This window comes from Nonomuraea sp. PA05 (assembly GCF_008086045.1).
GTDB lineage: Bacteria > Actinomycetota > Actinomycetes > Streptosporangiales > Streptosporangiaceae > Nonomuraea > Nonomuraea monospora.
The window spans coordinates 286,888-313,379 of the sequence record NZ_VSEY01000003.1 but is presented as its reverse complement, the minus strand read 5'-3'; the positions used below and the strand labels follow the sequence as shown (position 1 = coordinate 313,379).

Below are 26,492 nucleotides of genomic sequence, written 5' to 3'. Positions count from 1 at the left end.
AACTACCGTGAAGACCCACTAATGTGGCAATTTGCGGACATTACTCCGCGCGGCGGGCGCGGGCCCGCCGCTTGCCCTCGTGCATCGCCTGTACGCGGGCGACCGGGATCGTGTGCCCCTCCTCGACGAGGTCGTCAGGCAGCCGCTGCGGCTCGGGCATCTGCCCGGCCCACGGGTCGGCGTCCTTCAGCAACCCCGGCGCGGTCCGCACCGTGAAGTCCCGCGGCGACACCGAGTCGAGCTCCGACCACGCCAGCGGGAAGGAGACCGGCACGCCCGGCCTGATGCGAGGGCTGTAGGCGGCGACGACGGTGGCCCCGCCCGCCCTGGTGGAGTCGAGGAACACCTTGCCCTCGCGGTCCTCCCTGATGAACGCCGTGGTCGCCAGCGCCGGGTCGAGCCGCTCGGCCCGCGCGGCCAGCGCCCGGGTGGCCGCCGCCAGGTCGTCCATGGCGGTGCCCGGCACCACGGGCACGAACACGTGCACCCCCTTGGCGCCGCTCGTCTTGACCGCCCCAGCCAGCCCCATGTCATCGAGGGCCTGCCGGACCAGCAGCGCGCCGCGCACGGCCAGCGAGAAGGAGTCGTCGTGCTCGGGCGGGTCGAGGTCGAGCACCAGGTGCGTGGCGTGCTCACCGGCGAACAGTGCCGGGTGGTACTCCACCGCCCGCTGGTTGGCGAACCACAGCAGCGTCCGCCTGTCGTCGCACAGCGCGTACGTCACCTGCCTGCGCGACGCCTCCGCCCACATCGACACCGACCGCACCCACTCCGGGGCGTACTTGGGCAGGTTCTTCTGCATGAACGGCGCCTGCCCCGGCCGCACCCTGACGACCGAGAGCGGCCGGTCACGCAGCACCGGGACGATGCGGTCGCTGACGGCGTCGAGGTAGTCGACCAGGTCGCGCTTGGTCGCGTCGGCGCCGTCGAACAGCGGCTGGTCCAGGTTGGTCAGCTCGACCCCGTCACGCGTCTCATCAGCGGCCACCCGCCCTACGATGCCGACACTCGAACGTGTGGTCAACAACCCCTACGCCACCCGCACCGCGTAACCCTCCAGGCCCGGCACGGCCGGATAGCGCTCCAGCACGAGCGGGTCGTGCCCGGCCACGACCAGCTCCGGCGAGCCGGCCAGCTCACGGACCCGGTCGAAGGCGTCGTACATGGCCGGCAGGTCGTTGACGATGCCGTACGGCCGGTCGGCCTCGATGTTGGCGTAGAAGTGGCTGGCGTCCGAGGCGACGACCGCGTACCCGCGCGCGGTGCGCACCCGGACGACCTGCATGCCGGGCGTGTGACCGCCCACGTGGTGCACGCTCAGGCCCGGCAGCAGCTCGTGGTCGCCGTCGAGCTGCCGCACGCGGCCGGTGAAGTTCTCCCGCACCAGGTAGGCGATGTCGCCGGGCTCGGCCAGGTGCGGGTGGTCGCCGCGGTGCGCGTGCGGCCCGGTCCAGAACGCCAGCTCGGCCCGCTGCAGCACGATCCTGGCGCCGGGGAAGTCGCGCAGGTGGCCGGTGTGGTCGTAGTGCAGGTGGGTGAGCACCACGTGGCCCACTCCGGCGGCTTCCACGCCCAGGGCGGCCAGGGTGTCCACGGGTGAGCGCAGGTGGTGGCGGTTGCCGCGGCGCGCGGCGGTCTCCTCGGTGAAGCCCGCGTCCACCAGCACCACGCCGTGCTCCCCGACGGCCGCCCAGACGTAGTAGTCGATCGGGTAGGGGTCGAGGGCGCACGGATCGTGGCCGTAGAAGTGCTCGCCGCGCACCGACGCGTCGCGATGCGCGTAGCGAATGGCGTACAGCTCATACATCGGCTGCTCCGGCCGCGTGGACGCCCGCGCGGCGGCCGAAGACGGTGCCGGAGGTGAGCCCTGAGCCGCCCGGGTAGTTGCCGGAGAACAGGCCGCCGACCAGCTCGCCCGCCGCGTACAGGCCGGGGATCGGCGCGCCGTCGCCGTCGAGGACGCGGGCGTCGGTGTCCACCCGCACTCCGCCGAACGTGAACGTGATGCCGCACGTCACCGCGTACCCGTAGTAGGGCGGCGCGTCGAGCGCGAGCGCCCAGTTCGACTTGGGCGGCTGGACGGCCGCCGCCCGGCCGTCCTTGACCGACGGGTCGAACGGCACCGCGGCGTCGATCGAGGCGTTGAAGCGCGCCACGGTCTCCTCCAGCCCGGCCGGGTCGATGCCCAGCGCGGCGGCCAGCTCCGCCAGTGTGTCCGCCTGAGCGGCGGTGATCGGGTGCGAGTCGTACTCCTCGCTCCGCAGCAGCGGCCTGCTCCCGGCGTCGAAGAGCTGGAAGGCGACGCCGCCCGGCTGGCGGAGGATCTCCCTGCCGTACTTGGCGTAGGTGTAGTTGCGGTAGTCGGCGCCCTCGTCCACGAAGCGGCGGCCCTCGCGGTTGACCACGATGCCGACCGGATAGCTCTGGCGGGTGAGCTGGTTGGTCAGGGTGCGGTTGCCGCCGCCGTCGGGGGCGTTCGCGTCCCAGGCGGTGCTGTGGCAGGAGGTCCAGTCGCCGTACGGCTGCGCGCCCGCCGCGATCGCCAGGTCGAGCACCTCGCCGGTGTTCAGCGGGTTGCCGCGGATCTTGGCCCGCCGCCACTCCGGCCCCAGGTGCCGGGCCCGCCGCTCAGGGTCGGCCTCGAAGCCGCCCGCCGCCAGCACGACCGCGGACGCGGTGACCTCGTGGGACGCGCCGGACGCGTCGCGGTACTCGACGCCCGTCACCCGCCGCCCGTCGTGCGGCAGCGCGGTGACCGCCGCGCCGTACCGGATCTCGACGCCCGACGCGACCGCCGCCTCGGTGTGCCCGGCGATCAGCCCCTTCCCGCCGCCGGACGTGCCGACGACCAGGCCGCCGAAGAAGCGCCAGTGCCCGTCCGACTCGTAGGCCTGCCGCTCGTACATCAGCCGCCACCGGATCCCCTTGCCCGCCAGCCACCTGACCGCCTCCGCCGCGTCGCCCACCAGCACGTCGGTGAGCACGGGGTCGCAGCGGCCGTCGGTGACCCGCTTCATGTCGGCCAGGAAGTCCTCGGCCGTGTAGGGCGGCACGTCGGTCGTGGCGTGCCTGGGGTCCTGCTCGATCAGCGGCCGCAGCTCGTCCAGGCCGGAGAAGGGGAAGCGGAAGGCGCCCGCCGTGTAGAAGGAGTTGCCGCCCGCCTCGTCGGCCGCGCCCTTCTCCAGGAGCAGCACGCGGGCTCCGCGCTCGCGCGCGGCGTGGGCGGCGGAGAAGCCGGCGTTGCCACCGCCCACCACGATCACGTCGTACGAGGTCATGCTCACTCCTTCTCCGAGATGGGGCGGCCGGTCCACTGCTCCCACAGGGTGGCGATCGAGGCGTAGTCCTGGCGGCCGAGCCCGCCGCCGACGGCGATCTCGTACACGCTGTGGCAGGCCTGGATGGCGAACAGCGGGATGCCGGCGTCCTGGGCCAGGGCCAGCGCGAGCGTGGAGTCCTTGCGGGCGGCGGCGGTCGGCATGCCGCCCTCGTAGTCGCCGGGCAGGACGCGCTCCAGGAAGCGGTGGGTGAGCGGGCGGGTGAGCCCGGCCTCGGGGTCGGCCAGCAGCTCGGCGAGCCGCCGCTCGGACACCCCGGTGGCCGCCGCCATCGCGCCGGCCTCGGCCAGCACGACCATGACGGCGTGCGCCACGGCGTTGTTGATGACCTTGGCGGCCATGCCCGCGCCGATCCCGCCGAGCACGAGCTGCCGGGGCGCGAGCGCGTCGAGCACCGGGCGGGCGCGCGCGACGTCCTCCTCGTCACCGCCGATGAGCAGCGTGGACGTGCCCGCCGCCATCTGCGCAACCCCTGACAGGATGGCGGCGTCGAGCACGCGGACCCCGTGCGGCGCGCACAGCTCGCGCAGCCGGTGCATGTCCGCCGGGTTGACCGTGCTGGTCTCGACGATCAGCGACCCCGGGCGCATGCCGGGCGCGATCGCGGCGGCGGCCTGCGCCGAGGCGGCCGGGGTGGGCAGCGACAGCACGACCGTCTCTGCCTGTGCCAGGTCGGCCACTTCCGCGACCCCCGTCACGCCGTCCAGCTCGCCCGCGGCCTCGGTGCGGGCGGGGTCGAGGTCGTAGGCGAGCACTCGGCAGGTCTCGGAGAGCCGCCGCGCGACGGCGGACCCCATGTTGCCGAGGCCGCACAGCCCCACTGGTGATCTCATGTGGCGTTCCCTTCAGGTCCGCATGGCGAACGGGTCGGCGGCCCGGCCGGACAGGTCGATCATGACGTTCTTGGTGCGCAGGTACTCCTCCATGGCCTCCTCGCCGCGCTCGCGGCCGTACCCGGACATCCGGGTGCCGCCGAACGGCGCCTGCGCCGCGCTCGCCCGGTAGGTGTTGACCCAGACGGTGCCCGCGACCAGCCGCTTGGCGACCCGGTGGGCGCGGGCCAGGCTGGTGGTCCAGATGCCGGAGGCCAGCCCGAAGTCGCTGTCGTTGGCGATCGCGACGGCCTCCTCCTCGTCGCCGAACGGGATGACGCTCAGCACCGGGCCGAAGATCTCCTCCCTGGCGATCGGCATGCCGTTGTGCACGTCGGCGAAGACGGTCGGCCGGACGAACAGCCCCTTGTCCGGCACCTCCCGCTCGGTGGTGACCCGGCGCGCGCCCGCCTCGTCACCGGCCGCGATCATCCGCTGGATGCGCTCGTGCTGCGGCGCGTTGGCCACCGGGCCCATCTGGGTGTCCGGCAGCAGCGGGTCGCCCAGCCTGATGGCGTCAGCGCGCCGTGCCAGCTCGTCCACGACCCGCTGGTAGACGGGCCGCTCGACGAGCAGGCGGCTGCCCGCGATGCAGGTCTGGCCGCCTGCGGCGAAGATCCCGGCCATCGCGCCGGCGATCGCCGCGTCGAGGTCGGCGTCGGCGAAGACGAGGTTCGGCGACTTGCCGCCCAGTTCCAGGGTGACGGGGACGAGCGTGCGGGCCGCCGTGGCGGCGATGGCCTGGCCGGTGGCGACGCTGCCCGTGAAGCTGATGCGGCCCAGGCGCGGATCCGCGACCAGGCCGGTGCCCGCCTCGGCTCCGCCGGTCACGATGTTGATCACGCCGGGCGGGAAGCCGGCGCGTTCGACCAGGTCGGCCAGCTCCAGCGTGGTGGCGGAGGCGTGCTCCGACGGTTTGATCACCACGCAGTTGCCGGTGGCCAGCGCGGGGGCGAGCTTGTTGGCCAGGAGCTGCATCGGGGAGTTCCAGGCCGTGACGAGCGCGGCCACGCCCACGGGCTCGCGCAGCGTGTAGTCCAGGGTGTCCGGGTTGTCCAGCGGGATCGTGCGGCCGTACAGCTTGTCCGCGTACCCGGCGAAGAACCGGTAGTTGCGCGCGGCGAACCTGGCCTGCCCGGCGGTCTCCTTCAGCAGCTTGCCGTTGTCGGTGCTCTCCAGGCGGCCCAGCTCGTCGGCGCGCTCCTCGATCAGGTCGGCCAGCCGGTGCATCAGCCGCGCCCGCGCCACGCCCGGCGTCGCCGCCCAGGTGCTCTCGAACGCCTCCGCCGCCGCGGTGACCGCCGCGCTCACGTCGGCGGCCGTGGCGTCGGGCACCGTGGCGAACTCCGCCCCCGTGTACGGGCTGACCGCCGCGAGCCTGCGGTCGCCGGCCGCGTCCACCCGCTCGCCGCCGATCAGCATGCGATATCTCATCCGGCCGTCTCCCTCGTCTTGCCGTCGATCTCGTCCAGCGCCCTGAGCAGGTGCCCGGCGAACTCCGCCGGGTTCTCGGCCATCGGGAAGTGGCCGAGCCGGGGCATGGTCATGAAGACCGCGCCCGGGATGCGCTCGGCCGTCCGCCGGGACATCTCCGGCGTGCACGAGTAGTCGTACTCGCCGGTCAGCATCACCACCGGGCAGCGGGCCGTGTCGATGCGGCCGACCCGGTCGCGGGCGTCCCAGTCGCCGCTGTAGAACGCGATGTCCCCGGCGAACGTGCCGAAGCCGCCCTGGGAGTAGCCCCACCACACCTCGCGCCGGTGCTCCGGCGGGCTCTGCGGGGCCATCAGCCCCTCCACCCATTCCGGCACGAACAGCGTCTGGTTCACCCTCGGGTCGCGGGCCCAGCCGACCTGCCGGCCCGGCACGTGGTCGGCGGCCTCGCAGGCCACCACGCCGCCGAGCCGGTCGGGGTGGCGCAGGGCCAGCTCCAGGCAGATCTCGCCGCCCATCGAGCAGCCGACGACGATGGGGCTGTCGAGGTTCAATGCCTCGACCACGGCCATGACCGTGGCGACGTAGCGGTCGGTGTCGAGCGCGTACGCGCCGGGGTGCTCACTGGGCGGACCGCCGGAGCGGCCGTGCCACGGGAGGTCGAAGGCCACCATGTGGCAGCGTTCCGCCAGCCGGTCGTCGTTCATGAGGTGGTGGAACTGACGGCCGTCCGCGCCCGCGGTGTGCAGGAAGAGCACGTCGCGGCCGGTGCCCGCGTGCTCGTAGAACAGCCGCACGGTCTCCTGGCCCACCTCTGCCCGCAGGTAACGCCCCTCGATGCGATCCACCCGCGCCACTGCTGGAGCCGCGGCCGGCGCGGGCGGCGGGCCCGCGATCACCGCGCGGCCGATCTCCAGCACCCGTCGCACCAGGTGGGCGTGCTGGGCGAAGCACACCTCGTCGCCGGTGACGGCGGTGCCGGGGACGCGCATGAGCATGCCGAAGAGGTGATGGTGCGGCGGCCGGGGCTCGGCCGTGAAGAACAGCCGCCACGCCGCGGGCTCCGCGACCACCTCGAAGTCGGTCCGCGCCGCGGCGCCGGTCAGCCTCCCGTCGCGGAAGGCGAAGGTCGCCACGTCGTCCCCGGCCCTGATGCCGAAGCCGACCTCGCCACGGCAGCCCAGCGCCGCCAGCGCGGTGTCGGCCACGCAGGCCGCGTGCCAGTCGTCGGCCCGCTCCGCCAGCCTCACGGTCACCTCCTCAAGTGCGATGTATACCGTTGAATACGGAGATATCCACTCATCGGGGTTCGTGTCAACTACGGCGGCCAACCATTGACAATATCGGGATACCGTTGCATACACTCGCTCCTCACACGCTCCGGCACCCCATCGTGCGACGCGGTGCAACGCAGAGAGGCAGCGCCTGTGACCCCCCAGAACCAGCAACCGATCAGGCAGGTCGTGCTCGCCAGCTTCATCGGCACCACCATCGAGTGGTACGACTTCTTCATCTACGGCACGGCCGCCGCGCTGATCTTCAACCAACTCTTCTTCCCGACGTTCTCCGACGTCGCCGGCACGCTCGCCGCCTTCGCGGTCTTCGGCGCCGGCTTCGTGGTCCGCCCGCTGGGCGGGATCGTCTTCGGCCACTTCGGCGACCGGCTCGGCCGCAAGTCGATGCTGGTCCTGAGCCTGTTCATCATGGGCGCGGCCACGTTCCTGATCGGCCTGCTGCCCACCTACGACTCACTCGGCGTGCTCGCGCCCGTCCTGCTGGTCGTGCTGCGGCTGCTGCAGGGTTTCGCGGTCGGCGGCGAGTGGGGCGGCGCCGTGCTGATGGCGGTCGAACACTCGCCCGAGAACCGGCGCGGCTACCACGGGAGCTGGCCGCAGTCCGGCGCGCCCGCCGGGCTGGTGCTCGCCTCTGCCGCGTTCGCCCTGGTCTCGCTGCTCCCCAAGGACGACTTCATGAGCTGGGGCTGGCGGGTGCCGTTCCTGTGCAGCGTGGCGTTGCTGCTGGTCGGCCTGTTGATCCGGCTGCGGCTGGCGGAGACGCCCGACTTCGAGAAGGTCAAGCAGTCGGGCGGGCAGGCGCGGCTGCCGGTGGTCGAGGCCATCCGCCGCCACCCGAAGAACCTGCTGCTGGCCTTCGGCGCCTGCATCGCGCCGTTCCTGCAGTTCTATCTGTTCGGCACGTACATCCTCACCTACGCCACCACCGAGCTGAAGATGGAGCGCGGCACGGTGCTGCTCATCGTCTCCATCGCCGCCGCCCTGGAGGTGATCACGATCCCGGCGTTCGCGGCGCTGTCGGACCGGATCGGCCGCCGCAAGGTGTTCCTGGGCGGCACCATCGCCTTCATCCTGTACGCCTACCCGTTCTTCCTGCTCATCGACACGGGCTCGCCGCTCGTGCTGGCCCTGGCCACGATCCTCGGTTTGTCGGTCATCCACCCCGCCATGTACGGGCCGCTCGCTGCCCTGTTCGCCGACATGTTCAGCGCCCGCGTCCGCTACAGCGGCGCCTCGCTCGGCTACCAGATCGGCGGCATGCTCGGCGGCGGCTTCGCCCCGGTGATCCTGACCTCGCTGCAGGCGGCGGCGGGCAGCGCCATCGTCGGCATCCCGCCCTACATGATCGCGGCCGGGCTGATCACCATCGTGGCCACCTATCTGGCCACCCGCGCCGCCACCACCCGGGAGGCCCACGCCGTCGAGGTCTGAGCGCCTGTTATTGTGGCCGATGACGCGGGGTGCCCGGGAAGGCCGGGCTGAGATCACACCCGTCGAACCTGATCTAGTTCGGACTAGCGAAGGGACGTCACGGCCGTGAGCGCTGTTCCCAAAGTCCTGTCCATCGCGGGCACCGATCCCAGCGGCGGCGCCGGGATCCAGGCCGACCTGAAGACCTTCTCCGCGCTCGGCGCGTACGGCATGACCGTCGTCACCGCGCTGGTCGCGCAGACCACCACCGGCGTGACCGGCATCCACGAGGTGCCGGCCGCGTTCGTGGCCGAGCAGCTCGACACGCTGCTGACCGACGTGCCCGCCGACGCCGTGAAGATCGGCATGCTGGGCAACGCGGCGCTGATCAAGGCGGTGGCGGCGGCGCTCGACACCTACCGGCCCGCCTACGTCGTGCTCGACCCGGTCATGGTGGCCAAGAGCGGCGACCGGCTGCTGCCCGCCGACGCGGTGGCGGCGCTGCGCGAGACCCTGCTGCCCCGCGTCGATCTCATCACGCCCAACCTGCCGGAGGCGGCCGACCTGCTCGGCGAGGAGCCGGCCGGGAGCCTGGCCGCGATGCACGAGCAGGCGGCGCGGCTGCGGGCGCTGGGCGCGCGGCAGGTGCTGCTCAAGGGCGGCCACCTCGACGGCGACACCTGCGTGGACGTGCTGGCGACGCCGGAGGGCACGATCGAGCTGGCCGCGCCCCGCGTGGACACGAAGAACACGCACGGCACGGGCTGCACGCTGTCGTCGGCCATCGCGGCGCTGCGCCCCCGTCACGACGACTGGGCGGGCGCGGTGCGGGCGGCCAAGACCTACCTGACCGAGGCGCTGCGCGCGGCCGACAGCCTGCACGTCGGCTCGGGCCACGGCCCCGTCCACCACTTCCACGCGATCTGGTAGGGGCGGCATGTTCTGCGACGACGTCTGGCAGCGCACGGCCGAGCTGATGCGCGCCGTCCACGAGCACCCCTTCATCACCGCCCTCGGCGACGGCACCCTCGACCGCGAGCGGTTCGGGTTCTACATGGTGCAGGACGCCCGCTACCTGGAGGCGTTCGCCAAGGTGCTGGCCACCGCCTCGGTGCGGGCCACCACGCCTGACGACGCCGCTTTCTGGGCGCAGAGCGCGCACACGGCGCTGGCGGCCGAGCGCCTGCTGCACGCCGGGTACATCGAGGAGCTCGACGCCTCGGGCCCGACCTCGCCGACCTGCCTGGCTTACGCGTCGTACTTGCAGGCCACCGCGCTGAGCGCGCCCTACCCGGAGATCGTGGCGGCGGTGCTGCCGTGCTTCTGGATCTACCAGGACGTCGGCGCCGCCCTGCTGAAGCGGGCCGGCGACACCGGCGGCCACCCGTACGGCAAGTGGATCTCCACCTACGCCGACCCCGGCTTCGCGGCCTCCGTCGAGCAGGCCAAGGCCATCGCCGACCGGCTCGCCGCCGCCGCGGGGCCGGACACCCGCGAGGCGATGGCGCGGGCGTACTGCCGGGCGGCGGCGTACGAGTGGATGTTCTGGGACAGCGCGTGGCGGCGCGAGGCCTGGCCGACGGAGCGGTGGCTAACCGCTCGATGACGACGCCTTCGCCATCGCCTCCTTCTCCTCCCTGGTGGCGATGAGCCCGGCCGGGGCGTAGATCTTCGACTCCTCGAACGGCGCCTCCGTGCTGGGCAGCGGCTCCCTGGCTCTGATCGCCTTCATCCACACGCGGGCGGCGTCGAGGATCACCACGATGATCAGGACCGCGAACAGCGCCGCCAGGATGCCGTCCACGGTGGAGTTGACGACGATCTGCCGCATCGCGTCGGTCGTCTTGGCCGGCGCGAGGAGCTGCCCCTGGTCGAGCGCCGTCTGGTAGCGGTCGCGCTGGGCGAAGAAGCCGAGCGTCGGGTCGGGCGAGAACACCTTCTGGTAGCTGGCGGTCAGCGTGACCGCCGCGTCCCAGGCCAGCGGCACGCCCGTCACCCAGGCCCATTTGAGCCGCCCGCTCTTGATCAGCAGGGTCGTGGCCACGGTGAGCGCCACGGCGGCCAGCAACTGGTTGGCGATGCCGAACAGCGGGAAGAGCTGGTTGATGCCGCCGAGCGGGTCGTTGACGCCCTGGTAGAGGAAGTATCCCCAGGCGGCCACGACCACGGCGCTGGTCACCACCAGGCCTGGCCACCAGCTCACCCGGGAGATCGGCTTCCACAGGTTGCCCAGGGTGTCCTGGAGCATGAACCGCCCCACCCGCGTGCCGGCGTCCACGGTGGTGAGGATGAACAGCGCCTCGAACATGATCGCGAAGTGGTACCAGAACGCCTGCAGCGCCGCCCCGCCGAGGAAGCCGGAGAAGATCTGCGAGATGCCCACGGCCAGCGTGGGCGCGCCGCCCGTCCTGGCGATCAGCGTCTCCTCCTGCACGGCCGCCGCGGCGGCCTGCAGATCCTGGGGCGTGATGACGAAGCCCATGTTGGTGACCGCCTCGGCGGCGGTCTGGACGGTCGGGCCGAGCACCCCCGCCGGGGAGTTCATCGCGAAGTAGAGGCCGGGGGTCAGCACGCAGGCCGCGGTGATCGCCATGACCGCCACGAACGACTCCATCAGCATGGAGCCGTAGCCGATCATGCGGACCTGGGTCTCCTTCTGGATCATCTTGGGCGTCGTGCCGGACGAGATCAGCGAGTGGAACCCGGACAGCGCCCCGCAGGCGATGATGATGAACACGAACGGGAACAGCGACCCGGCGAAGACCGGGCCCTTGCCGGTGAAGGCGAAGTCGGTGAACGCCGTGGTCTGCAGCGGCGGCGCGGTGATCGCGATGCCGATCGCGATCAGCACGATGGTGCCGATCTTCATGAAGGTCGACAGATAGTCGCGCGGGGCGAGCAGCATCCACACGGGCAGCACGGCCGCGACGAACCCGTACGCGATCAGCCACAGCGCCAGCGCCGACGGGCTCAGCGTGAAGAACGGCGCCCAGCTCGACTCCTGCACCCAGCCGCCCGCCACGATCGCCAGGAGCAGCAGCGCGACCCCGATGACCGTGACCTCGACGACCCGGCCGGGCCGCAGCACCCGCAGGTAGAAACCCATGAACAGGGCGATCGGGATCGTCATCGCGATGGAGAAGACGCCCCACGGCGACTGCGCCAGCGCGTTCACCACGACCAGCGCCAGCACCGCCAGCAGGATGATCATGATGGCGAAGACCGCGATGAGCGCCGCCGCCCCGCCGACCGGGCCGATCTCCTCGCGGGCCATCTGCCCGAGGCTCCTGCCGTTGCGGCGCATGGAGAAGAACAGGATCACCATGTCCTGCACCGCGCCGGCGAAGATCACGCCGGCGATGATCCAGATGGTGCCTGGCAGGTAGCCCATCTGGGCCGCCAGCACCGGCCCGACCAGCGGCCCCGCCCCGGCGATCGCGGCGAAGTGGTGGCCGAACAGGATCCGGCGGTCGGTCGGCTGATAGTCGATGCCGTTGTCGAGCCGCTCCGCCGGGGTTGCTCTGCGGTCGTCGGCACGCAGCACCTTGCGCACGATGAAGCGGGCATAGAACCGGTAGGCGATGGCGTACGAGCCGAGCGCGGCGCACAGCAGCCACACCGCGTTGACGTTCTCGCCCCTGGACAGGGCGAGCACCGCCCACCCCACGGCGCCGACGAGCGCCACCGCCGTCCAGATGATGATGGAACGCAGCTTCACCGGTTACCTCCCGTGAAGAGGGCCATATAGAGGGCGCCCCAGGCAGCAGCGCAGACCGGCGTCCGGCGGCAGATCGGAGGTGAAGCGCCGCCAGCGCCACAGCGGGCGGCAGTCGATCGTCACGGGAAGGTCGGCGAGGTGCAACCAGGCGATGGGATGGGCGTACACCGGCTCTGACCGACTCAGCGGGCGGGCCCGCCTGGGCAGCCTGGCTCGGCTCAACGCCCTGACCGAGAACTCCCCCGCGTCCGCGCAGCAGAGGCCGGTGACATGCCAGTCGAAGAAGACCACTTCTCCGTCGCGGAGGGCCTCACGGGCCGCGGGAGTGAGCGTGATACGGGACATCTGGGGCTCCTGAAGATCAGGCAGCTCAGAATCAACCCGACCCTTACCCACGGTGATCGCCGCTGAAACGGCGGAAGCGCCCCCCGATATCCCGGGGGGCGCTTCCTCTCGTCAGAAGGTCACTTACTCCACGGCTCGAAGTAGGCCACCGTGGCGAAGTCGACCTCCAGCGCGAACGGCGGGGTGCCGCCCGTCGCGCTGGAACCCGTCACGAAGATGCGGACCCCGTCGGCGGCGGTCGCGTCCACGGCCACCCCGTGGGCGTTGTCACCCGCGCCGACCGCGCCGTCGTAGCGGCCCGTCCAGAGCGGGGAGCCGCTCGCCGCGTCGTAGGCGATGGTCACGTAGTCGGCGCCCTTCGCCTGGTCGTCGGCGCTCTGACCGGCGACGACGACCTTGCTCCCGTCGGGCGTCACCCTGACGGCCCAGGCGTAGTCCTCGTTCTTCGCCTGCCCGTCGAAGCGCTGCACCCAGGCCCGCTGCCCGGTCGCCGCGTCGTAGGCGAGCGTGGTGTAGTCGGAGCCGGTGCCCTCGCCGGTGGTGTTGCCGGTGACGTACAGCCTGCCCTGCGCGAGCGTCACGTCGTGCGGGGTGTCGCTCTCGTGCCCCGGGCCGTCGTAGCGGTCGGCCCACAGCTCCTTCCCTGTGGCGACGTCGTAGGCGACCGTCATCACGTCGCTCTGCGTGTCCTGGGTCTCGATGCTGCCGGTCACGTAGACGGCCTTGGCGTCGGCGGCCATGCCCGAGGGCACGTCGATGCGGTTCGCCGGGCCGTTCCGCCTGGCCGTCCAGAGCTGCTGCCCGGTGGCGGCGTCGTAGGCGACCGTGCCCCAGTCGGACAGGCCGGTGCCCTCCTCGCCCTGGCTCTGGCCGCTGACGAACAACTTCGTCCCGTCGGGGGTCAGCTCGACCACGCGGGCGTCGTCGGTGCCCTTGCCGGGGCCGTCGTAGCGGGCCTGCCACTTCTCCTTGCCGTCGGCGGTGTCGTAGGCGGCCACGAAGTAGTCGGCCTCGCCGTTGTCGCCGACCGTCGTCATGCCGGTCACGTAGGCGGTCTTGCCGTCGGGCGCCACGTCGATCCCGTTGGCGTGGTCGGAGTGCGCGTTCGCCGCCGTGTAGCGGGCCTCCCAGAGCTGCTCGCCCGTCGCCGGGTCGTAGGCGAGGGTGACGGCGTCGGTGCCGCTCTCCTTGCCCGCGCTGATGCCCGCCACGAACAGCTTGCCGCCGTCAGGGCTCAGCTCCAGCGCGAACGGCTCGTCGTAGTTGCCCGCCGGGCCCGTGTACCGCTTGCTCCACAGCTCCTTGCCGGTGGCGGCGTCGTAGGCGACGGTGGCGATGCTCGGGCTGAGCAGGCCGGGCGTGGAGCCGTAGCTGGCGCCTGTCACGTAGATCCGCTTACCGTCGGGGTCGTTGACGATGAACTCGGCCGAGTCCTGGCCGCCGGCCACGCCGTACGTGGCCGCCCACTTCTCGGGCACCGGGCGCACCACGACGGGCACCCGTACGGTGTGCTTGCGCTCCTTCCAGGCGAGCTGCCCGCCCGCGTAGGCGTTCATCGCGGCCGTCGTCCGGGTGAAGGTGACCGTGAACGACTTCGTCTCCCCCGCGCGCAGCTTCAGCCGGCTCGGCGACACCTTGACGTCGATCCCCTCCAGGCCCGTGACGGAGGCGGTGTACGTGGCGGTCGAGCGGCCCACGTTGGTCACCTTGCGGGTCACCTTCTGCGTGCCGGGCAGCCTGCCGACGGCGATCGAGGGCACGTTCATGTCGCTGGGGTCGAAGGAGTGGCCGCGCTCGGCCAGCGCGTCGCAGACCTTCGGCTCGACGGCGTTGGTGCTGCCGCACAGGAAGGCCATCCAGTCCTTGATGCCGCTGTCGTAGACGAGGCCCGGGTCGGCCGCGCTGTTCGGAGCGACGTGCCCGGCCCCCTGGCCGAAGATGACCGACGGGTCGGTGGACGGGCCGTCCTTGACGTCGTAGCCGCTGGTCATCAGGGCCGACTTGACGGCCATCGGGGACCAGCGCGGGTTCAGGTCCTTCAGCAGCGCGGCCAGGCCCGCCACGTGCGGGGCGGCCATGGAGGTGCCGCTGGAGACGTTGAACTCCAGCCCGTTGGCGCCGGGCGGCGCGAACGCGGCCAGGATGTCCTGGCCGGGGGCGATCAGGTCCGGCTTGAGCAGGTCGCCGCCGGCCGCCTGGAGCGGGCCGCGCGAGGAGAACGCCGCCACGTACGGGGCGGGCGCGTCCGTGGTGATCTTCGCCTGCTCCACCGTGGCCGTGGCGCCAGCCGTGGCGGCGTAGTCCTTGACGGCCTGCCGGTCCTTGACCGCGAGGTGCACGGTGGGGATGGGATGCAGGTCGGCGTTGAGCGAGTTCTCATCCGTGTTGGTCAGGATCACGCCGGCGCCGCCCGCCTCGGAGACCGCGACGCTCTTGTTGACGCGCGGCGTCGTCCCGCGGTCGCAGAGCACGATCTTGCCCTTGACCTTGGCCGGGTCGAGCACCGCCGTGCCGCCGTTGTCCCTGGCGGCCCAGCACTGCGCCGCCTTCACCGGGTCCGCGCCGGCCACCCCGGCCGCCGCGGCGTCGATCAGCGGAGCGGGCCCCGCCTTGGTGGCGGCCACGGAGACGCCGGAGTACGAGGCGCCGTTGCCGAGCGTCGCCGTGCCCTGCGTGCCGCGGTTGTGCGTGCCGGCCGCGACCGTGGTCACCCACGGGGACGGGTGCGCCACCGTGGCCGCCGCCGGCCCGTCGTTGCCGCCCGCCGCGGCCACGAACACGCCCGCCTCGGCCGCCGCGAGGAACGCCATCTCGGCCGGGTCGAGCAGGTCCGTGCTGGTGCCCGAGACCGAGTAGTTGATCACGTCCACGCCGTCGGCCACCGCCTGGTCGATGGCGGCGACCAGGTCGGAGTAGTAGCCGTTCGCCGTCGAGGCGTCCTGGGTGGACCACAGTGCCTTGTACGCGGCGATCCTGGCGCGCGGCGCGATGCCGCTGATCTTGCCGAACCCCGCCGCGGGGCCCGTCACTGTCACGTCATGGTTGCCGCCCGCCGTGGAGGCCGTGTGCGTGCCGTGGCCGTTGTAGTCGCGCGGCGACTGGAACTCCCACGGGAGCTGCTCCTTGATCCCCGCGTCGCCGCCCCAGCCCTCGTTGAAGTGCTTGGCCGCCACGATCTTGCCGTTGCACAGCGCGGCGTCCCACGACTGGTCGGGGCTGCTCTGCGCGCAGCCGCCCGCGAAGCCGCGCAGCGGCCCGTACCGCTTCCCGGAAGCGTCCGGGTTGGCGAAGCTCTGGCTGCCGGCCCAGATGCCGCTGTCGATCACACCGATGACCAGGCCGTCGCCGGCGCCTCCGCCCTTCCGGCCGCCTGTGGGGCCGCCGAGCCGGTCCCACAGGCCGCCGCGGTCGTCCAGGCCGAGGAAGGCCGGGGTCGAGGAGGTCGCCACCGAGACCTTCCTGTCCTCGGTGACCGCCATGACCTCGGGTAACGTCCGCATCTTGGCCGCCTGGCCCGCGGTCATCCGTGCGGCGAAGCCGTCGTAGGAGTAGACGTACTCGTAGAGCTTCTGGCCACCCGCCTTGCGCAGCACGGCGTCGCCCCGGCCCTTGAGGTGGTCGACGTACTCGCTCACCTCGGCGGAGCCCGTCTCGATCTTCTCGCCCTCGCCTGGCTTGGTCTTCGCCAGACCGGCCACGTCACCCTCGTACGTGGCCACGGGGTCGGCGGCCAGTTGCACGATGTAGGTTTTCTGCTCCTCCGCGGCGGCAGCGGCGCTCGGCCAGCCCGGCCCGGCCATCGTCAGACCGGCCAGCGTGGCGGTCGCCACCAGCCGTCTGGGGGTTGTGGACAGATGCATCGTCGCCCCTTCATGCGCGTTCCGCGATCACGCGGATGATCGCTGACGGTATTGAGGGGCGGGCGGCAGCCACATCCGTACCGGATACGGATTTATGCCGTCATTAAACGGAAATTTAGGATCCGGTAGCCTGTTGCCGCTGATATCCGGTAGGAGGTGGCCGCTTGCCTCTGGGACCGGCCCCTTCGGGCTCGCTCTCCGACGTGCTCGTCGGCCGCCGCTCCGAGCTGGCGCTGCTGCGTTCCTCCATCGCGGCGCCGCCGTCGCTCGCCCTGGTCGAGGGTGAGGCGGGCATCGGCAAGAGCCGCCTGGTGGCGGAGCTGTTCGCCGCGCCCGACCTGGCCGGGACGCGGCGGCTCGTCGGCCAGTGCGAGCAGCTCCAGGAGCCGCTGCCGCTCTCGCCGCTGCTCGACGCCTTCCGCCTGGCGGGAGACGAACTCGCCCGTTCCCCCTTACCGCTCAACCCCGTGGCGGGCGCGCTGGCGCCGCTGCTGCCCGAGATCGCCGAGCACCTGCCCCCGCCCCTCCCGCCGCTGCCGGACCAGCGGGCGGAGCGGCACCGCGTCTTCCGCGCGGCCGTCGCGCTGCTCGAACACCTCAGCCCGCTCGTGCTCGTGCTGGAGGACGTGCACTGGGCCGACGCCGGCACCCACGACTTCCTCGCCTTCCTCGCCGCCCACCAGCCGCGCGACGTGGCGGTCATCCTCACCGTACGCACCGAGGCCGGCCTGCTCCCCATCCGCGAGGCGTTCGCCAGGGCGCCCTCAGGCCCGGCCCGCACGATCAGCCTGGCCCCGCTCAGCCTGCCCGAGGTGGAGGAGCTGGCGCGCGGCGTGCTCAAGGCCGACCTGCCCCCGGAGTTCGCCGCCCCCCTCTACGAGAAGACCGGCGGCATCCCGTTCGTGGTGGAGGAGGTGCTGCGCACGCTGCTGGAGCGGCTGCCCGCCGGCGAGATCCCCGGCCGCCCCGACGTGCTGGCCGACCTGGCCGTGCCGACCGTGCTGCGGGACGTGGTGCTCCAGCGCCTGTCCTCGCTCGACGACCCCGCGCAGGAGATACTCGGCGCCGCCGCCGTCATCGGCATGACCCCCGACGACCGCGTGCTGGCCGAGGTCAGCGACCGCAGCCCGCCCGAGGTGGCCAGGGCGCTGGCCAGGGCGCAGGCGGTGGGGCTGCTGCACGAGGAGGACGGCCGCTCCCGCTTCAGGCACGCGCTGGCCCGGCAGATCGTGTACGAGTCCGTGGCCGTCTCCGGGCGGCGCTGGCTGCACCTGCGCACCGCGCGGGCCCTGGAGTCGGGCAGCGGCCCCCGGCCCGTGGCCAGGCTGGCGCACCACTTCCAGCGCGCCGGCCGCACGGCCGACTTCGTGGGCAACGCCGAGGCCGCCGCCGACACGGCGCTGTCCCACGGCGACGACGCCACGGCCGCCCGCTTCCTGCTGCGGGCGCTGGAGGTCGAGGAGCTGCCGCGCGACGTGCGGGTGCGGCTGGCCGTCAAGCTCGGCCGGGTGGCCGTGGACGGGCTCGCGCACGCTCAGGCCGTACCGATCCTGGAGCGCCTGCTGGCCACCGAGCCGCCGCCCGCCCCGCTGCGCGGCGAGCTGCGCTTCGCGCTCGGCCGCCTGCTGCGCCAGCACGGCGAGGTCAGGGCCGGCTACCTGCAGATCGAGGCCGCGATCGAGGACCTGCGCGAACGTCCCGCGCTCCTGGGCCGGGCGCTGGCCGTGCTGTCCGCACCCGAGACCGTCGCCGACCGGGGCATCGGCGAGCACACCGCCCGCTGCGACCAGGCGGAGCTGGCCGCGCGCCGCAGCGGCGACCCGGACATCGGCATCGCGGTCCGCATCGCCCGCGCGTCGCTGCTGCTGGAGCAGGGGGACCCGGCGGCGTGGCGGTTGATCGACGCGCTGCTGGCCGACGAACGGCTGCGCGCGACGCCGCGAGAGCACGCCCGCGCCTGCCTCAACTGGGCGCAGGGCGCGCTGCACATCGGCCGCCTCGACCGCGCCGAAGCGCTGCTGGCCGAGGGGCGGCAGGTGGCGAACGAGGCCGAGTACCTGCGGGTGGCCGAGGTCGTCGAGCTGGTCACGGCCGCCGTGGACCACGCGGCCGGGCGGTGGGACGGGCTGGAGGCCCGCGTCGCGCGGCTGGCCGGCGCGTTCGCCAGGTTCGCGGCGGCCCTGCCCGACTCCCGGCTGCTGCACGGGGCGCTGCTCGCCGCCATGGGGCCCGCCGAGCGGGCCGCCGGCTGCCTGCGCGAGGTGATCGCCGTCGCGTCGCGGGTGGGGGCGGTCTGGCCGCTCATCCCCGCCCGGATGACGCTGTCGCGGCTGCTGCTGTCCCTGGACGACGCCACGGGGGCCGCCGAGCAGGCCCGCGCCGCCCTGGCGCTGGTACGGGCGAAGGGCAACTGGGTGTGGGGCGCCGAGAGCGTGTTGTGCCTGGTCGACGCCATGGACGCGCAGGGGCGGGCGGCGGAGACGGCGGGGCTGGTGGCGGAGCTGCGCGCCGGGCTCGCCGGGGCCGGCGCGCCGCTCGCGCAGGCGGCGCTGCTGACCGCCGAGGCGGTGCTGGCACGCGCGCACGGGGGCGAGCGGGCCGATCAGCTTCAGGACCGGGCGCGGGTCCTGCTGGGCGAGGCCGGGCTGCGTTACGAGGAGGCGCTGGCCGGGGAGCGGCTGGGGCGGTGGCGCTGCGAGCGCGGCACCGGCGACGGCGGGACCCTGCTGGAGAAGGCCTTACGGGCCTACGGGGCGCTGGGCGCGGATCGCGACATCGCCCGGATCTGCCGGGTCATGCGCCAGAACGGCGTCCCCATCCCGTACCCCTGGCGAGGCGGGCGGCCCTCGCACGGCGGCACGCTGTCGTCCCGGGAACGCGAGGTCGCGCTGCTGGCGGCGGCGGGCAGGACCAACCAGGAGATCGCCGACGCGCTGTTCCTGTCCAGGCGGACGGTGGAGAGCCACATCGCCAACGCCTTGCGCAAGCTCGGCCTGGCCTCGCGCAAGGAACTGCGCACGTTCCCGGTCGCCTAGGGCAGGAGGCGGCTCTCCCAGGCCCAGGCGACGATCTCGACCCGGTTGCGCATCCCCAGCTTGGTCATCACGGACGACACGTGGCCCTTCACCGTGCTCAGCGAGATGCGCAGCTCCGCGGCGATCTCCTGGTTGGTGCGCCCCCTGGCGACGGCCCGGACGACCTCGGTCTCGCGCTCCGACAGCGCCGGGGAGGGGGCGCGGGCGGTTCGTCGCGTGGTGGCCGTGAGGTGGCGCAGGAGGCGGAGGGTGATCGACGGTGAGATGAGCGCGTCGCCGGCGTGCGCGGCCCTGACCGCCTCGACGAGCAGCTCGGGGCCCGCGTCCTTCAGTACGAATCCGGCCGCGCCGCCCCTGAGGGCGCCGTAGACGTACTCGTCGAGGTCGAACGTGGTGACCACGATCACCCGGAGCGGGTCGCGGACGTCGGGCCCGGCCAGGGCGGCGGTGACCTCGATGCCGTCGAGGCGGGGCATCTGCACGTCCACCAGGCAGACGTCGGGGCGCAGCCTGCGGGCCACGGTGACCGCCTCCGCGCCGTCGGCGGCCTCGGCGATCACCTGGATGTCGGGCTGGTCCTCCAGGATGAGGCGCAGGCAGCTCCGGATCATGGGCTGGTCGTCGGCCAGCAGCACGCTGATGCTCACCGCCGCCCGCCCAGGGCGCCGTCATGCGGCGCCGTCCTCGGCGCGGCGGCTCGCTCGGGCAGGGGCAACGTGGCACGCACCGTCCATCCGCCCCCTGCGCGCGGGCCCGCCGACAGGCCGCCGCCGAGCGCCTCGGCCCGCTCCCGCATCCCGACCAGCCCGAAGCCACCCCCTGAGCGCGCCCAGCGCTTCCCCTCGCCATGCGGAGACGGCGGCGCGTCGTCCGTCACCTCCACGACCACCTGCCCCTCCCCCTGCGTGACACTGACGACGACCGCCCCGGCGCCGGACGCGTGCCGGGACACGTTGGTCAGCGACTCCTGAACCACCCGGTAGACGGTCCCCGCCACCTCGGACGGCCACGCCGGCTCCCCGTCGGGCAGCCGCAGCGTCACGGGAGGCCCGCTGAACCGGCCGACCAGCTCCCCGAGCCGCTCGGCGGGCCCGAACGCAACCGGCCTGCCACGCTCACGCAGCAGCCCGACCACGCGCCGGGTGGCGGCCAGCGCGTCGGACCCGGCGGCCTCGATGTCGGCGAGCGACCCGGCGACCCGCTCGGGGTCCTTGCGGGCGACGAGCTGCGCGGCCTGCGCCTGGAGCACGACGCAGGTGACGTGGTGGGCGACGACGTCGTGCAGCTCCCTGGCCAGCTCCAGCCGTTCCGCGTGGCGTACGCGCTCGGCGACGGCGGCCCGGCGGGCGGCGAGCAGCCGGGGCCCCAGCCCGCCCGCGACGGCGGCGAGCCACGCTGCGAGGTTCAGCGTCAGGACGCCGATGTGCGGCGAGCCGGAGAGCTGGCTGCCGAGGGCGACCGCGAGCCCACCGGCGCCGACGCCTGCGGCCTGCGGCGCCGGGAGCCTCCTGAGTGCGGAGCCCACCAGCACGGACAGCCCGAGTGCCAGTCCAGGGCCAGGCTCGGCGGGCAGGTCGGCCGGCCGGACGATCGCGATGGCCACCGCAGCGACCGCCATCCCGGCGACGGCCGTCCACAGCGGGGCGCGGCGGCGTACGAGGGCGAGCAGGCACACCACCGCGCCCGCCGCGCAGCCGAACACCCAGTAGCCGCCGCCCCAGCTGTCCACGATCCGGTGGCTCCAGACGGCGAGCACCACCGCGCACGCGACGCCGAGTCCGGCGGCCTCCCACCGCTCCCGCATGCCTCCACGCTAGAAGCAGGGGCGCGGGCGCAGTACCGGCCGAAAGTATGGTTCCGTGTGGCCGCCGCCGCGACCCCCCTCCTGCCCGGCTTCGGCCGGCCGTCCCGCCTCGACTACGCCGACCTCAGCACCCTGCACGGCGACGACCAGTTACTCCTGACCACCCTCCAGGGCGTCGTCAACCGCCGCGGCCCCGCCTCTACTTCAACTACAACGCCGAGAACTACGACGCCGCCTGGCTCGACAGCACCGGCGCGAGGATCACCCGCCACGACCGCCCGCTCGACCTCATCACCCGCTGTGGAACCAGTTCCTGGTCACCGCCACCACCACGGCGCCCACCCGGGTGGAGCCCTTCCCCTACTTCCGCGACTACACGGTGGCGACGCGGGCCATGGTGTTCTGGCTGCCGCCCAGCGGGGAGACGGGCGCGCTGCTGGACGAGATCCTGAGCGAGGTGCGGCCGACGACGCCGTACGCGGGCTGGTTCTCCAACGACGTGGCCGGCGAGTGGGGCGGCGTGGACCGGGCCTCGCAGCACGCGGTCGAGGTGGTGCCCGCCGACTACTACATGAACGCCACCGTGCACGCGGGCGTCCAGGCCAGGATCTCCGACCGCGTACGCCCGGTGCCACGCACCTCTCTGCGCAACCGGGTCTACCTCACGCTCACCGTCGGCGAGGGCGACAACATCCAGTACTGCCAGCGCAGGATGCGGCAGATCTGGGACGACCCCGCGCGCGGCCGGGTGCCCACCAACTGGACGGTCAGCCCACTGCTGGCCGACGTCGGGCCCGCCCTGCTGGCGTACTACCAGCGCACCGCCACCGGCAACGACCTGCTGATCGCGGGGCCGTCCGGCGCCGGCTACACCTACCCGGGGTCGTGGCCGCAGGGCGACCTCGACGCGTACACCGCGCTGACCGGGCGGTTCCTGCGCCGCACGGGCATGGACCTGGTCTACGCCTACAACCATCGCAACGCGGCGGGCGACGGCTGGGTGGCCTTCGACGAGCGGATCGCGGCCTCGTACCGGAAGAACACGCCGCTGCGCGGCGTCATCCAGTCGTGGGAGACCGGCGACCTGCGAGCCGCCCCGCCGGGCTGCCGGTGATCGGGAACTTCTCGCCGCAGGGCAGGGCGCAGGAGTACCGGGACACGCTGGTCAGGCACATCGAGGGGTGGGACGGCGGGCGCCCGCTGTTCATCGCCGGGGCGGTCAACGCCTGGAACTGGGCGCCGGCCGACATCGCCGAGCTGAGCGAGCTGCTCGGCGACCCGTTCGAGATCGTCCGTGGCGACGCCTTCTTCAAGCTGCTCCGAGAGGTCATGATCACGGTGTGAGGTGATCTGACGCGGGAGGTCATGCGTGGTGGACGAGACGGAGACGACGGCGGCGATGTACCGGCGCTTCGCGACCCTGGAGGCGCCCGGCGCCTCGCCGCTCTACGAACGGCTCGCCTCCGGCGTGGCCTCCGACCGCGAGCTGCTCGCCCTGCTCGGCGGGCTGCCCCCGGCCAAGCGGCAGCCGAACCTGCTCTTCGCCGCCGCCCGGTACGTCACCGGCACCCCGTCCGGGTACGACGACTTCCGCGAAGCCCTCTTCGAGCACCGTGAGGCCGTCGTCGCGGCCATGCTCGCCCGGCGCACCCAGACCAACGAGCCGGCCAGGTGCGCCGCCCTCTACCCGCTGCTCGCCTCGCTGCCCCAGCCGCTGGCGTTGCTGGAGGTGGGCGCGTCGGCCGGGCTGTGCCTGCTGCCCGACCGGTACGCCTACACCCAGAACGGCCATGTGTTCGGCGCCGTGGGCAGCCCGTTGCGGCTGAACTGCCAGGTCGAAGGCACCCCGCCCCCGCACCTCACCCGCCCCGGCCCGATCACCGTCGCCTGGCGCGCGGGCATCGACCTCAACCCCCTCGACGTCACCGACCCCGACGACGTGCGCTGGCTGCGCACGCTGGTCTGGCCGGAGCAGCACGAGCGGCTGCACCGCCTGGAGACCGCGATCGGCCTGGCACGCGACGACCCGCCGCCCATCGTGCGAGGCGACCTGAACGACCGGCTCGCCGAGGTCGCGGCCCAGGCGCCGCCGGACGCCACGCTCGTCGTCTACCACACGGCGGTGCTCTACTACGTCAGCGACGAGGGCAGGGCCGCGTTCGCCGACCAGCTCGCCCGGCTCGGCTGCCACTGGATCGGGCAGGAGACCGAGGGCATCCTGCCGCAGGTCACCGCGCGCCTCCCCCGGCCTCACCCGGACGGCCCCCTGATGTACGTGCTGTCCCTGGACGGCCGGCCGGTGGCGTTCTCGGCGATGCACGGCGGCCGGCTGCACTGGGTGTGAGCCTCGGCTGCCCCCGGACACCATGGGAGAATACGGTCATGCCCATCGACCCCCATCTGCTCGCCCTCTTCACCGTCACCACGATCATCGCAATGATCACACCGGGGCCGGACATGCTCTTCGTGCTGGGGTGCGGGATGCGCGGCGGCCCGAAGGCCGGCCTGCTCGCCACCGCCGGCGTGGCCACCAGCGAGGCCGTCCACGTCGCCGTGGCGGCAGCGGGCCTGGCGGCGCTGTTCGAGGCGGTGCCGGTCGCCTTCACCGTGGTGCGGGTCGTCGGCGCCGCGTACCTGATCTACCTCGGCGTCCAGGCCATCCGCAAGCGTGACGACAGCCCCATGGACGTGGCCATGAGCGGCGGCGGCATGTCGGGACGCAAGGCGTACCTGAGCGGGCTGATGACGAACCTGCTCAACCCGAAGATGGTCACCTTCACCATCGCCTTCCTGCCGCAGTTCATCAATCCGAGCCTGGGTCAGGTGTGGCTGCAGTTCGCGATCCTCGGGGTGATCCTCATCGCGCTGGAGTTCGCCGTGGACGGGGCGGTCGGCGTGCTCGCGGGCCGCATCGGCGGCTGGCTGCGCCACCGGCGGGCCGCGCGGCGCCGCATCGACGTCGCCACGGGCGGCATCTTCGTCGGGCTCGGCGTGAAGCTGGCCCTGGAGAGGTCGTGAACTCGGCTCGGTGAAAATGAGTGGCGCCGGGCCGGTCGCCGGAGGTCCACTGGAGCGACCGCTTCCCGAAGGAGTCCGCTCACAGTGATCGCCGTCTCGGCCGCCTCCGGCGCGCTCGGCCGCCTCGTCATCGACCGGCTACGCACGCGGGCGGAGGTGGTGGCGGTCGTCCGCGATCCCGTACGCGCTCCGGCGGGCGTCCAGGCCCGGCGCGGCGACTACGACGACCCGGCGAGCCTGCGCACCGCCTTCGAGGGGGTCGAACGCCTGCTGCTGATCTCCTCCCCCGAGCTCGACACGCCCCGCAGGATCGCCCAGCACCAGGCCGCCGTGACCGCCGCCGCCGACGCCGGCGTGGCCGCCATCGCCTTCACCAGCTTCCTGGACGCCGACACCGCGCCCACCGGTCTCACCGAGGCCTACCACGCCACGGAGCAGGCCATCCTCGCCACCGGCCTGCCGTACACGTTCCTGCGCCACCCCTTCTACAGCGACGCCTTCCTGCCCCGGGTCACCGGCGGCGAGCTGACGAGCGGCACCGCCGGCCGCGGCCTGAACACCGCGTTCCGCTCCGACCTGGCCGAGGCCGCCGCGAACGTCCTGACCGGCGAGACCCCCCTGGGCCGCGCGTACGACCTCACCGGCCCGCTCTGGACCCACCCCGAGGTGGCCGAGGCCCTGGGCGTCACCTACCGGGAGGTTCCGGACTCCGGCCGCGGCCCGATGAGCTGGATCAACGGCCTGATCCGGGCGGGCGCGCTGGAGCGGCAGACGTCCGATCTGGAGCACCTGCTCGGCAGGCCCGCCGAGACCGTCATCGCCCGTCTCCTTGGAGGAGAACCCGCCCAATGACGCCCGACCTGCGCCTTGCGCCCATCACCCCGGCCAACCTGGACGCGGCCATCGCCGTGAAGGTGCGCCCCGACCAGGAGCACTTCGTCACGTCGGTGGTGAAGTCGCTGGCCGAGGCGTACGTGCATCCGCGCACGGCCTGGCCGCGCCTCATCCTCGACGGGAACGTGGCCGTGGGCTTCCTCATGGCGTTCCTCGACATCGACTGGAACGGCAAGGGGGTGGACTTCCGCTCCGGGCTGTGGCGGCTCAACGTGGTGCCCGACGCGCAGGGGCGCGGGGTCGGGCGGTTCGCCGTCGCGTCCGTGGCCGGCGAGCTCAGGCGGCGCGGCGCCACGCGGATGTACGTCACCTGGCATCCGGGGGACGGCGGGCCCGAGGGGTTCTACCGCAGGCTCGGGTTCGAGCCGACGGGCGAGGTCAGCGGCGACCAGACGGTCGGCGTCCTGCCCCTGTGACGGCGCGCGCACTTCCTCTGTGACGGCAACGCCCACTGCCCCTGTGACAGCGACGCGCACTGGCTCTGGGACGGCGACGTGCGCCGGCTCCGGGACGGCCCGCGCGTATCCTTGGTCGGGTCGCCGAGCGCGCGACCGCGAAGGGATGCGGGCATGCGTCGTTACTCACGGGTCGTGGTCAAGCTCAGCGGCGAGGCCCTGTCGGGAGAGTCCGGCTGGGGCACCGACCCGGCGAGCCTGGCCCAGCTCGCGGACGAGATCCTGTCGGTCCACGACCTCGGCGTGCAGATCGCCGTGGTCATCGGCGGCGGCAACTACTTCCGCGGGCGCATGGCGGACGGCTGGGGCATCGGCAGGGCCGAGGCCGACAACATCGGCATGCTGGGCACCGTCATGAACGCGCTGATGCTGCGCGGCGTGCTGACCGCCCGCTCCGACACCGACGTCCGGGTCATGACGGCGATGCCCATGCAGAGCGTGGCGGAGCCGTTCATCAGGCTGCGCGCCGACCGGCACCTGCGCCGCGACCTCATCGTGCTGCTCGCCGGCGGCATCGGCCAGCCGTACGTCACCACCGACTACCCCGCGGTGCAACGCGCCCTGGAGTTGGACGCCGACGCGCTGCTGGTGGCCAAGCGCGGCGTGGACGGCGTGTACGACAGCGACCCGAACCTCAACCCGGACGCCAAGCGCTTCACGAACCTCACCTACCGTGAGGCGCTGGCGGCCAAGGTGCGGGTCATGGACGAGAGCGCGTTCGTGCTGGCCAACGAGCAGGGCCTGCGCATGCACGTCTTCGACGTGGCCGCCAGGGGCGTCATGCGGGCCATCTGCGAGGGCGAGGACATCGGCACCCGTATCACCACCGACGACGCCGTGCCGCCTGCCTAGTACCCTGCCGGGATGGCGACCGGTCACGGCAGGGGCACGCGCCGCCGGGCTCGACTTCATCGCCGTCACCGAGCACAACACGCCCTCCGCCTGGGCCGACTGGGCCGCGCTCGCGGTCACCCTGCACACCGAACGCGGCACGGTGCTGCGCGAAGCGCTGCC

General features: G+C 73.0%; 22 protein-coding genes and 1 riboswitch. Of the genes, 11 read left to right on the top strand and 11 right to left on the bottom strand.

Annotation, left to right across the window (positions count from 1 at the left end):
- Positions 1-40 precede the first annotated feature (40 nt).
- The 6 genes from FXF51_RS06930 to FXF51_RS06905 are packed head-to-tail and all read right to left on the bottom strand — an operon-like array spanning position 41 to position 6,894.
- On the bottom strand, positions 41-988 hold the full coding sequence (locus tag FXF51_RS06930; RefSeq protein WP_148433413.1) for a DNA polymerase domain-containing protein: 948 nt from the start codon (positions 986-988) through the stop codon (positions 41-43).
- Between the two features lie 42 nt (positions 989-1,030).
- The gene (locus FXF51_RS06925) at positions 1,031-1,807 is read right to left on the bottom strand and encodes an N-acyl homoserine lactonase family protein (RefSeq protein WP_148433412.1); all 777 of its coding nucleotides are present in this window, start codon (positions 1,805-1,807) and stop codon (positions 1,031-1,033) included.
- Positions 1,800-3,278: an FAD-dependent tricarballylate dehydrogenase TcuA gene (gene tcuA / locus FXF51_RS06920; protein ID WP_148433411.1), complete on the bottom strand. Its 1,479-nt coding sequence runs from the start codon at positions 3,276-3,278 to the stop codon at positions 1,800-1,802. Before tcuA ends, FXF51_RS06925 begins: the two co-directional genes overlap by 8 nt.
- A gap of 2 nt (positions 3,279-3,280) precedes the next feature.
- Positions 3,281-4,171 (bottom strand): NAD(P)-dependent oxidoreductase, encoded by an 891-nt coding sequence (locus FXF51_RS06915; protein WP_148433410.1) that lies wholly within the window; start codon positions 4,169-4,171, stop codon positions 3,281-3,283.
- Positions 4,172-4,183: 12 nt separating this feature from the next.
- The gene (locus FXF51_RS06910) at positions 4,184-5,644 is read right to left on the bottom strand and encodes an aldehyde dehydrogenase family protein (RefSeq protein ID WP_148433409.1); all 1,461 of its coding nucleotides are present in this window, start codon (positions 5,642-5,644) and stop codon (positions 4,184-4,186) included.
- Complete coding sequence (locus FXF51_RS06905; RefSeq protein ID WP_222871151.1) at positions 5,641-6,894, bottom strand: alpha/beta fold hydrolase; 1,254 nt, start codon at positions 6,892-6,894, stop codon at positions 5,641-5,643. Before FXF51_RS06905 ends, FXF51_RS06910 begins: the two co-directional genes overlap by 4 nt.
- Before the next feature lie 177 nt (positions 6,895-7,071).
- Here FXF51_RS06905 and FXF51_RS06900 point away from each other — a divergent pair, with 177 nt between their 5' ends.
- The 3 genes from FXF51_RS06900 (at position 7,072) to tenA (ending at position 9,955) form a co-directional block, all read left to right on the top strand.
- The gene (locus tag FXF51_RS06900) at positions 7,072-8,370 is read left to right on the top strand and encodes an MFS transporter (protein ID WP_187414229.1); all 1,299 of its coding nucleotides are present in this window, start codon (positions 7,072-7,074) and stop codon (positions 8,368-8,370) included.
- Positions 8,371-8,385: 15 nt separating this feature from the next.
- Positions 8,386-8,482: riboswitch (TPP riboswitch) on the top strand.
- Complete coding sequence (gene thiD, locus FXF51_RS06895) at positions 8,476-9,279, top strand: bifunctional hydroxymethylpyrimidine kinase/phosphomethylpyrimidine kinase (protein WP_148433407.1); 804 nt, start codon at positions 8,476-8,478, stop codon at positions 9,277-9,279. It overlaps the preceding riboswitch by 7 nt.
- A gap of 7 nt (positions 9,280-9,286) precedes the next feature.
- A complete protein-coding gene (gene tenA, locus FXF51_RS06890; RefSeq protein ID WP_148433406.1) occupies positions 9,287-9,955 on the top strand; it encodes a thiaminase II in 669 nt (222 codons plus the stop codon).
- Here tenA and FXF51_RS06885 read toward each other — a convergent pair.
- The 3 genes from FXF51_RS06885 to FXF51_RS06875 form a co-directional block, all read right to left on the bottom strand.
- Positions 9,941-12,067 carry a carbon starvation CstA family protein gene (locus FXF51_RS06885; RefSeq protein ID WP_148433405.1) on the bottom strand — a complete coding sequence of 709 codons (2,127 nt, stop codon included), beginning with the start codon at positions 12,065-12,067 and terminating at the stop codon, positions 9,941-9,943. The two genes, tenA and FXF51_RS06885, sit on opposite strands and share 15 nt — an antisense overlap.
- 3 nt (positions 12,068-12,070) lie before the next feature.
- Positions 12,071-12,412: a hypothetical protein gene (locus FXF51_RS06880; RefSeq protein WP_148433404.1), complete on the bottom strand. Its 342-nt coding sequence runs from the start codon at positions 12,410-12,412 to the stop codon at positions 12,071-12,073.
- Between the two features lie 119 nt (positions 12,413-12,531).
- Positions 12,532-16,272 carry a S8 family serine peptidase gene (locus tag FXF51_RS06875; RefSeq protein WP_148433403.1) on the bottom strand — a complete coding sequence of 1,247 codons (3,741 nt, stop codon included), beginning with the start codon at positions 16,270-16,272 and terminating at the stop codon, positions 12,532-12,534.
- Positions 16,273-16,436: 164 nt separating this feature from the next.
- Here FXF51_RS06875 and FXF51_RS06870 point away from each other — a divergent pair, with 164 nt between their 5' ends.
- On the top strand, positions 16,437-19,307 hold the full coding sequence (locus tag FXF51_RS06870) for an ATP-binding protein (RefSeq protein WP_148433402.1): 2,871 nt from the start codon (positions 16,437-16,439) through the stop codon (positions 19,305-19,307).
- Here the strand turns inward: FXF51_RS06870 and FXF51_RS06865 are convergent.
- Complete coding sequence (locus tag FXF51_RS06865) at positions 19,304-19,954, bottom strand: response regulator (RefSeq protein WP_148433401.1); 651 nt, start codon at positions 19,952-19,954, stop codon at positions 19,304-19,306. The genes FXF51_RS06870 and FXF51_RS06865 overlap by 4 nt on opposite strands.
- Positions 19,951-21,111: a sensor histidine kinase gene (locus tag FXF51_RS06860; RefSeq protein ID WP_148433400.1), complete on the bottom strand. Its 1,161-nt coding sequence runs from the start codon at positions 21,109-21,111 to the stop codon at positions 19,951-19,953. Before FXF51_RS06860 ends, FXF51_RS06865 begins: the two co-directional genes overlap by 4 nt.
- A 346-nt stretch (positions 21,112-21,457) precedes the next feature.
- On the opposite strand from FXF51_RS06860, the gene FXF51_RS06855 reads away from it, so the two are divergent.
- The 7 genes from FXF51_RS06855 (at position 21,458) to pyrH (ending at position 26,330) form a co-directional block, all read left to right on the top strand.
- Positions 21,458-22,225, top strand: coding sequence for a GxGYxYP domain-containing protein (locus FXF51_RS06855; protein ID WP_222871149.1), 768 nt, complete (start codon positions 21,458-21,460; stop codon positions 22,223-22,225).
- The gene (locus FXF51_RS61780; RefSeq protein ID WP_222871148.1) at positions 22,180-22,455 is read left to right on the top strand and encodes a hypothetical protein; all 276 of its coding nucleotides are present in this window, start codon (positions 22,180-22,182) and stop codon (positions 22,453-22,455) included. The genes FXF51_RS06855 and FXF51_RS61780 overlap by 46 nt, the downstream gene beginning before the upstream one ends.
- A 25-nt stretch (positions 22,456-22,480) precedes the next feature.
- Entirely contained in the window at positions 22,481-23,455 is a 975-nt protein-coding gene (locus FXF51_RS06850; RefSeq protein ID WP_262379324.1) for a DUF2332 domain-containing protein, read from the top strand.
- A 38-nt stretch (positions 23,456-23,493) separates the two neighbouring features.
- Complete coding sequence (locus FXF51_RS06845; protein WP_148433399.1) at positions 23,494-24,129, top strand: LysE family translocator; 636 nt, start codon at positions 23,494-23,496, stop codon at positions 24,127-24,129.
- An 84-nt stretch (positions 24,130-24,213) separates the two neighbouring features.
- On the top strand, positions 24,214-24,981 hold the full coding sequence (locus FXF51_RS06840) for an NAD(P)H-binding protein (protein ID WP_148433398.1): 768 nt from the start codon (positions 24,214-24,216) through the stop codon (positions 24,979-24,981).
- Positions 24,978-25,439 (top strand): GNAT family N-acetyltransferase, encoded by a 462-nt coding sequence (locus tag FXF51_RS06835; protein ID WP_148433397.1) that lies wholly within the window; start codon positions 24,978-24,980, stop codon positions 25,437-25,439. The genes FXF51_RS06840 and FXF51_RS06835 overlap by 4 nt, the downstream gene beginning before the upstream one ends.
- A 153-nt stretch (positions 25,440-25,592) precedes the next feature.
- Positions 25,593-26,330, top strand: coding sequence for a UMP kinase (gene pyrH / locus FXF51_RS06830; protein ID WP_148433396.1), 738 nt, complete (start codon positions 25,593-25,595; stop codon positions 26,328-26,330).
- The last annotated feature ends 162 nt before the right edge of the window (positions 26,331-26,492 follow it).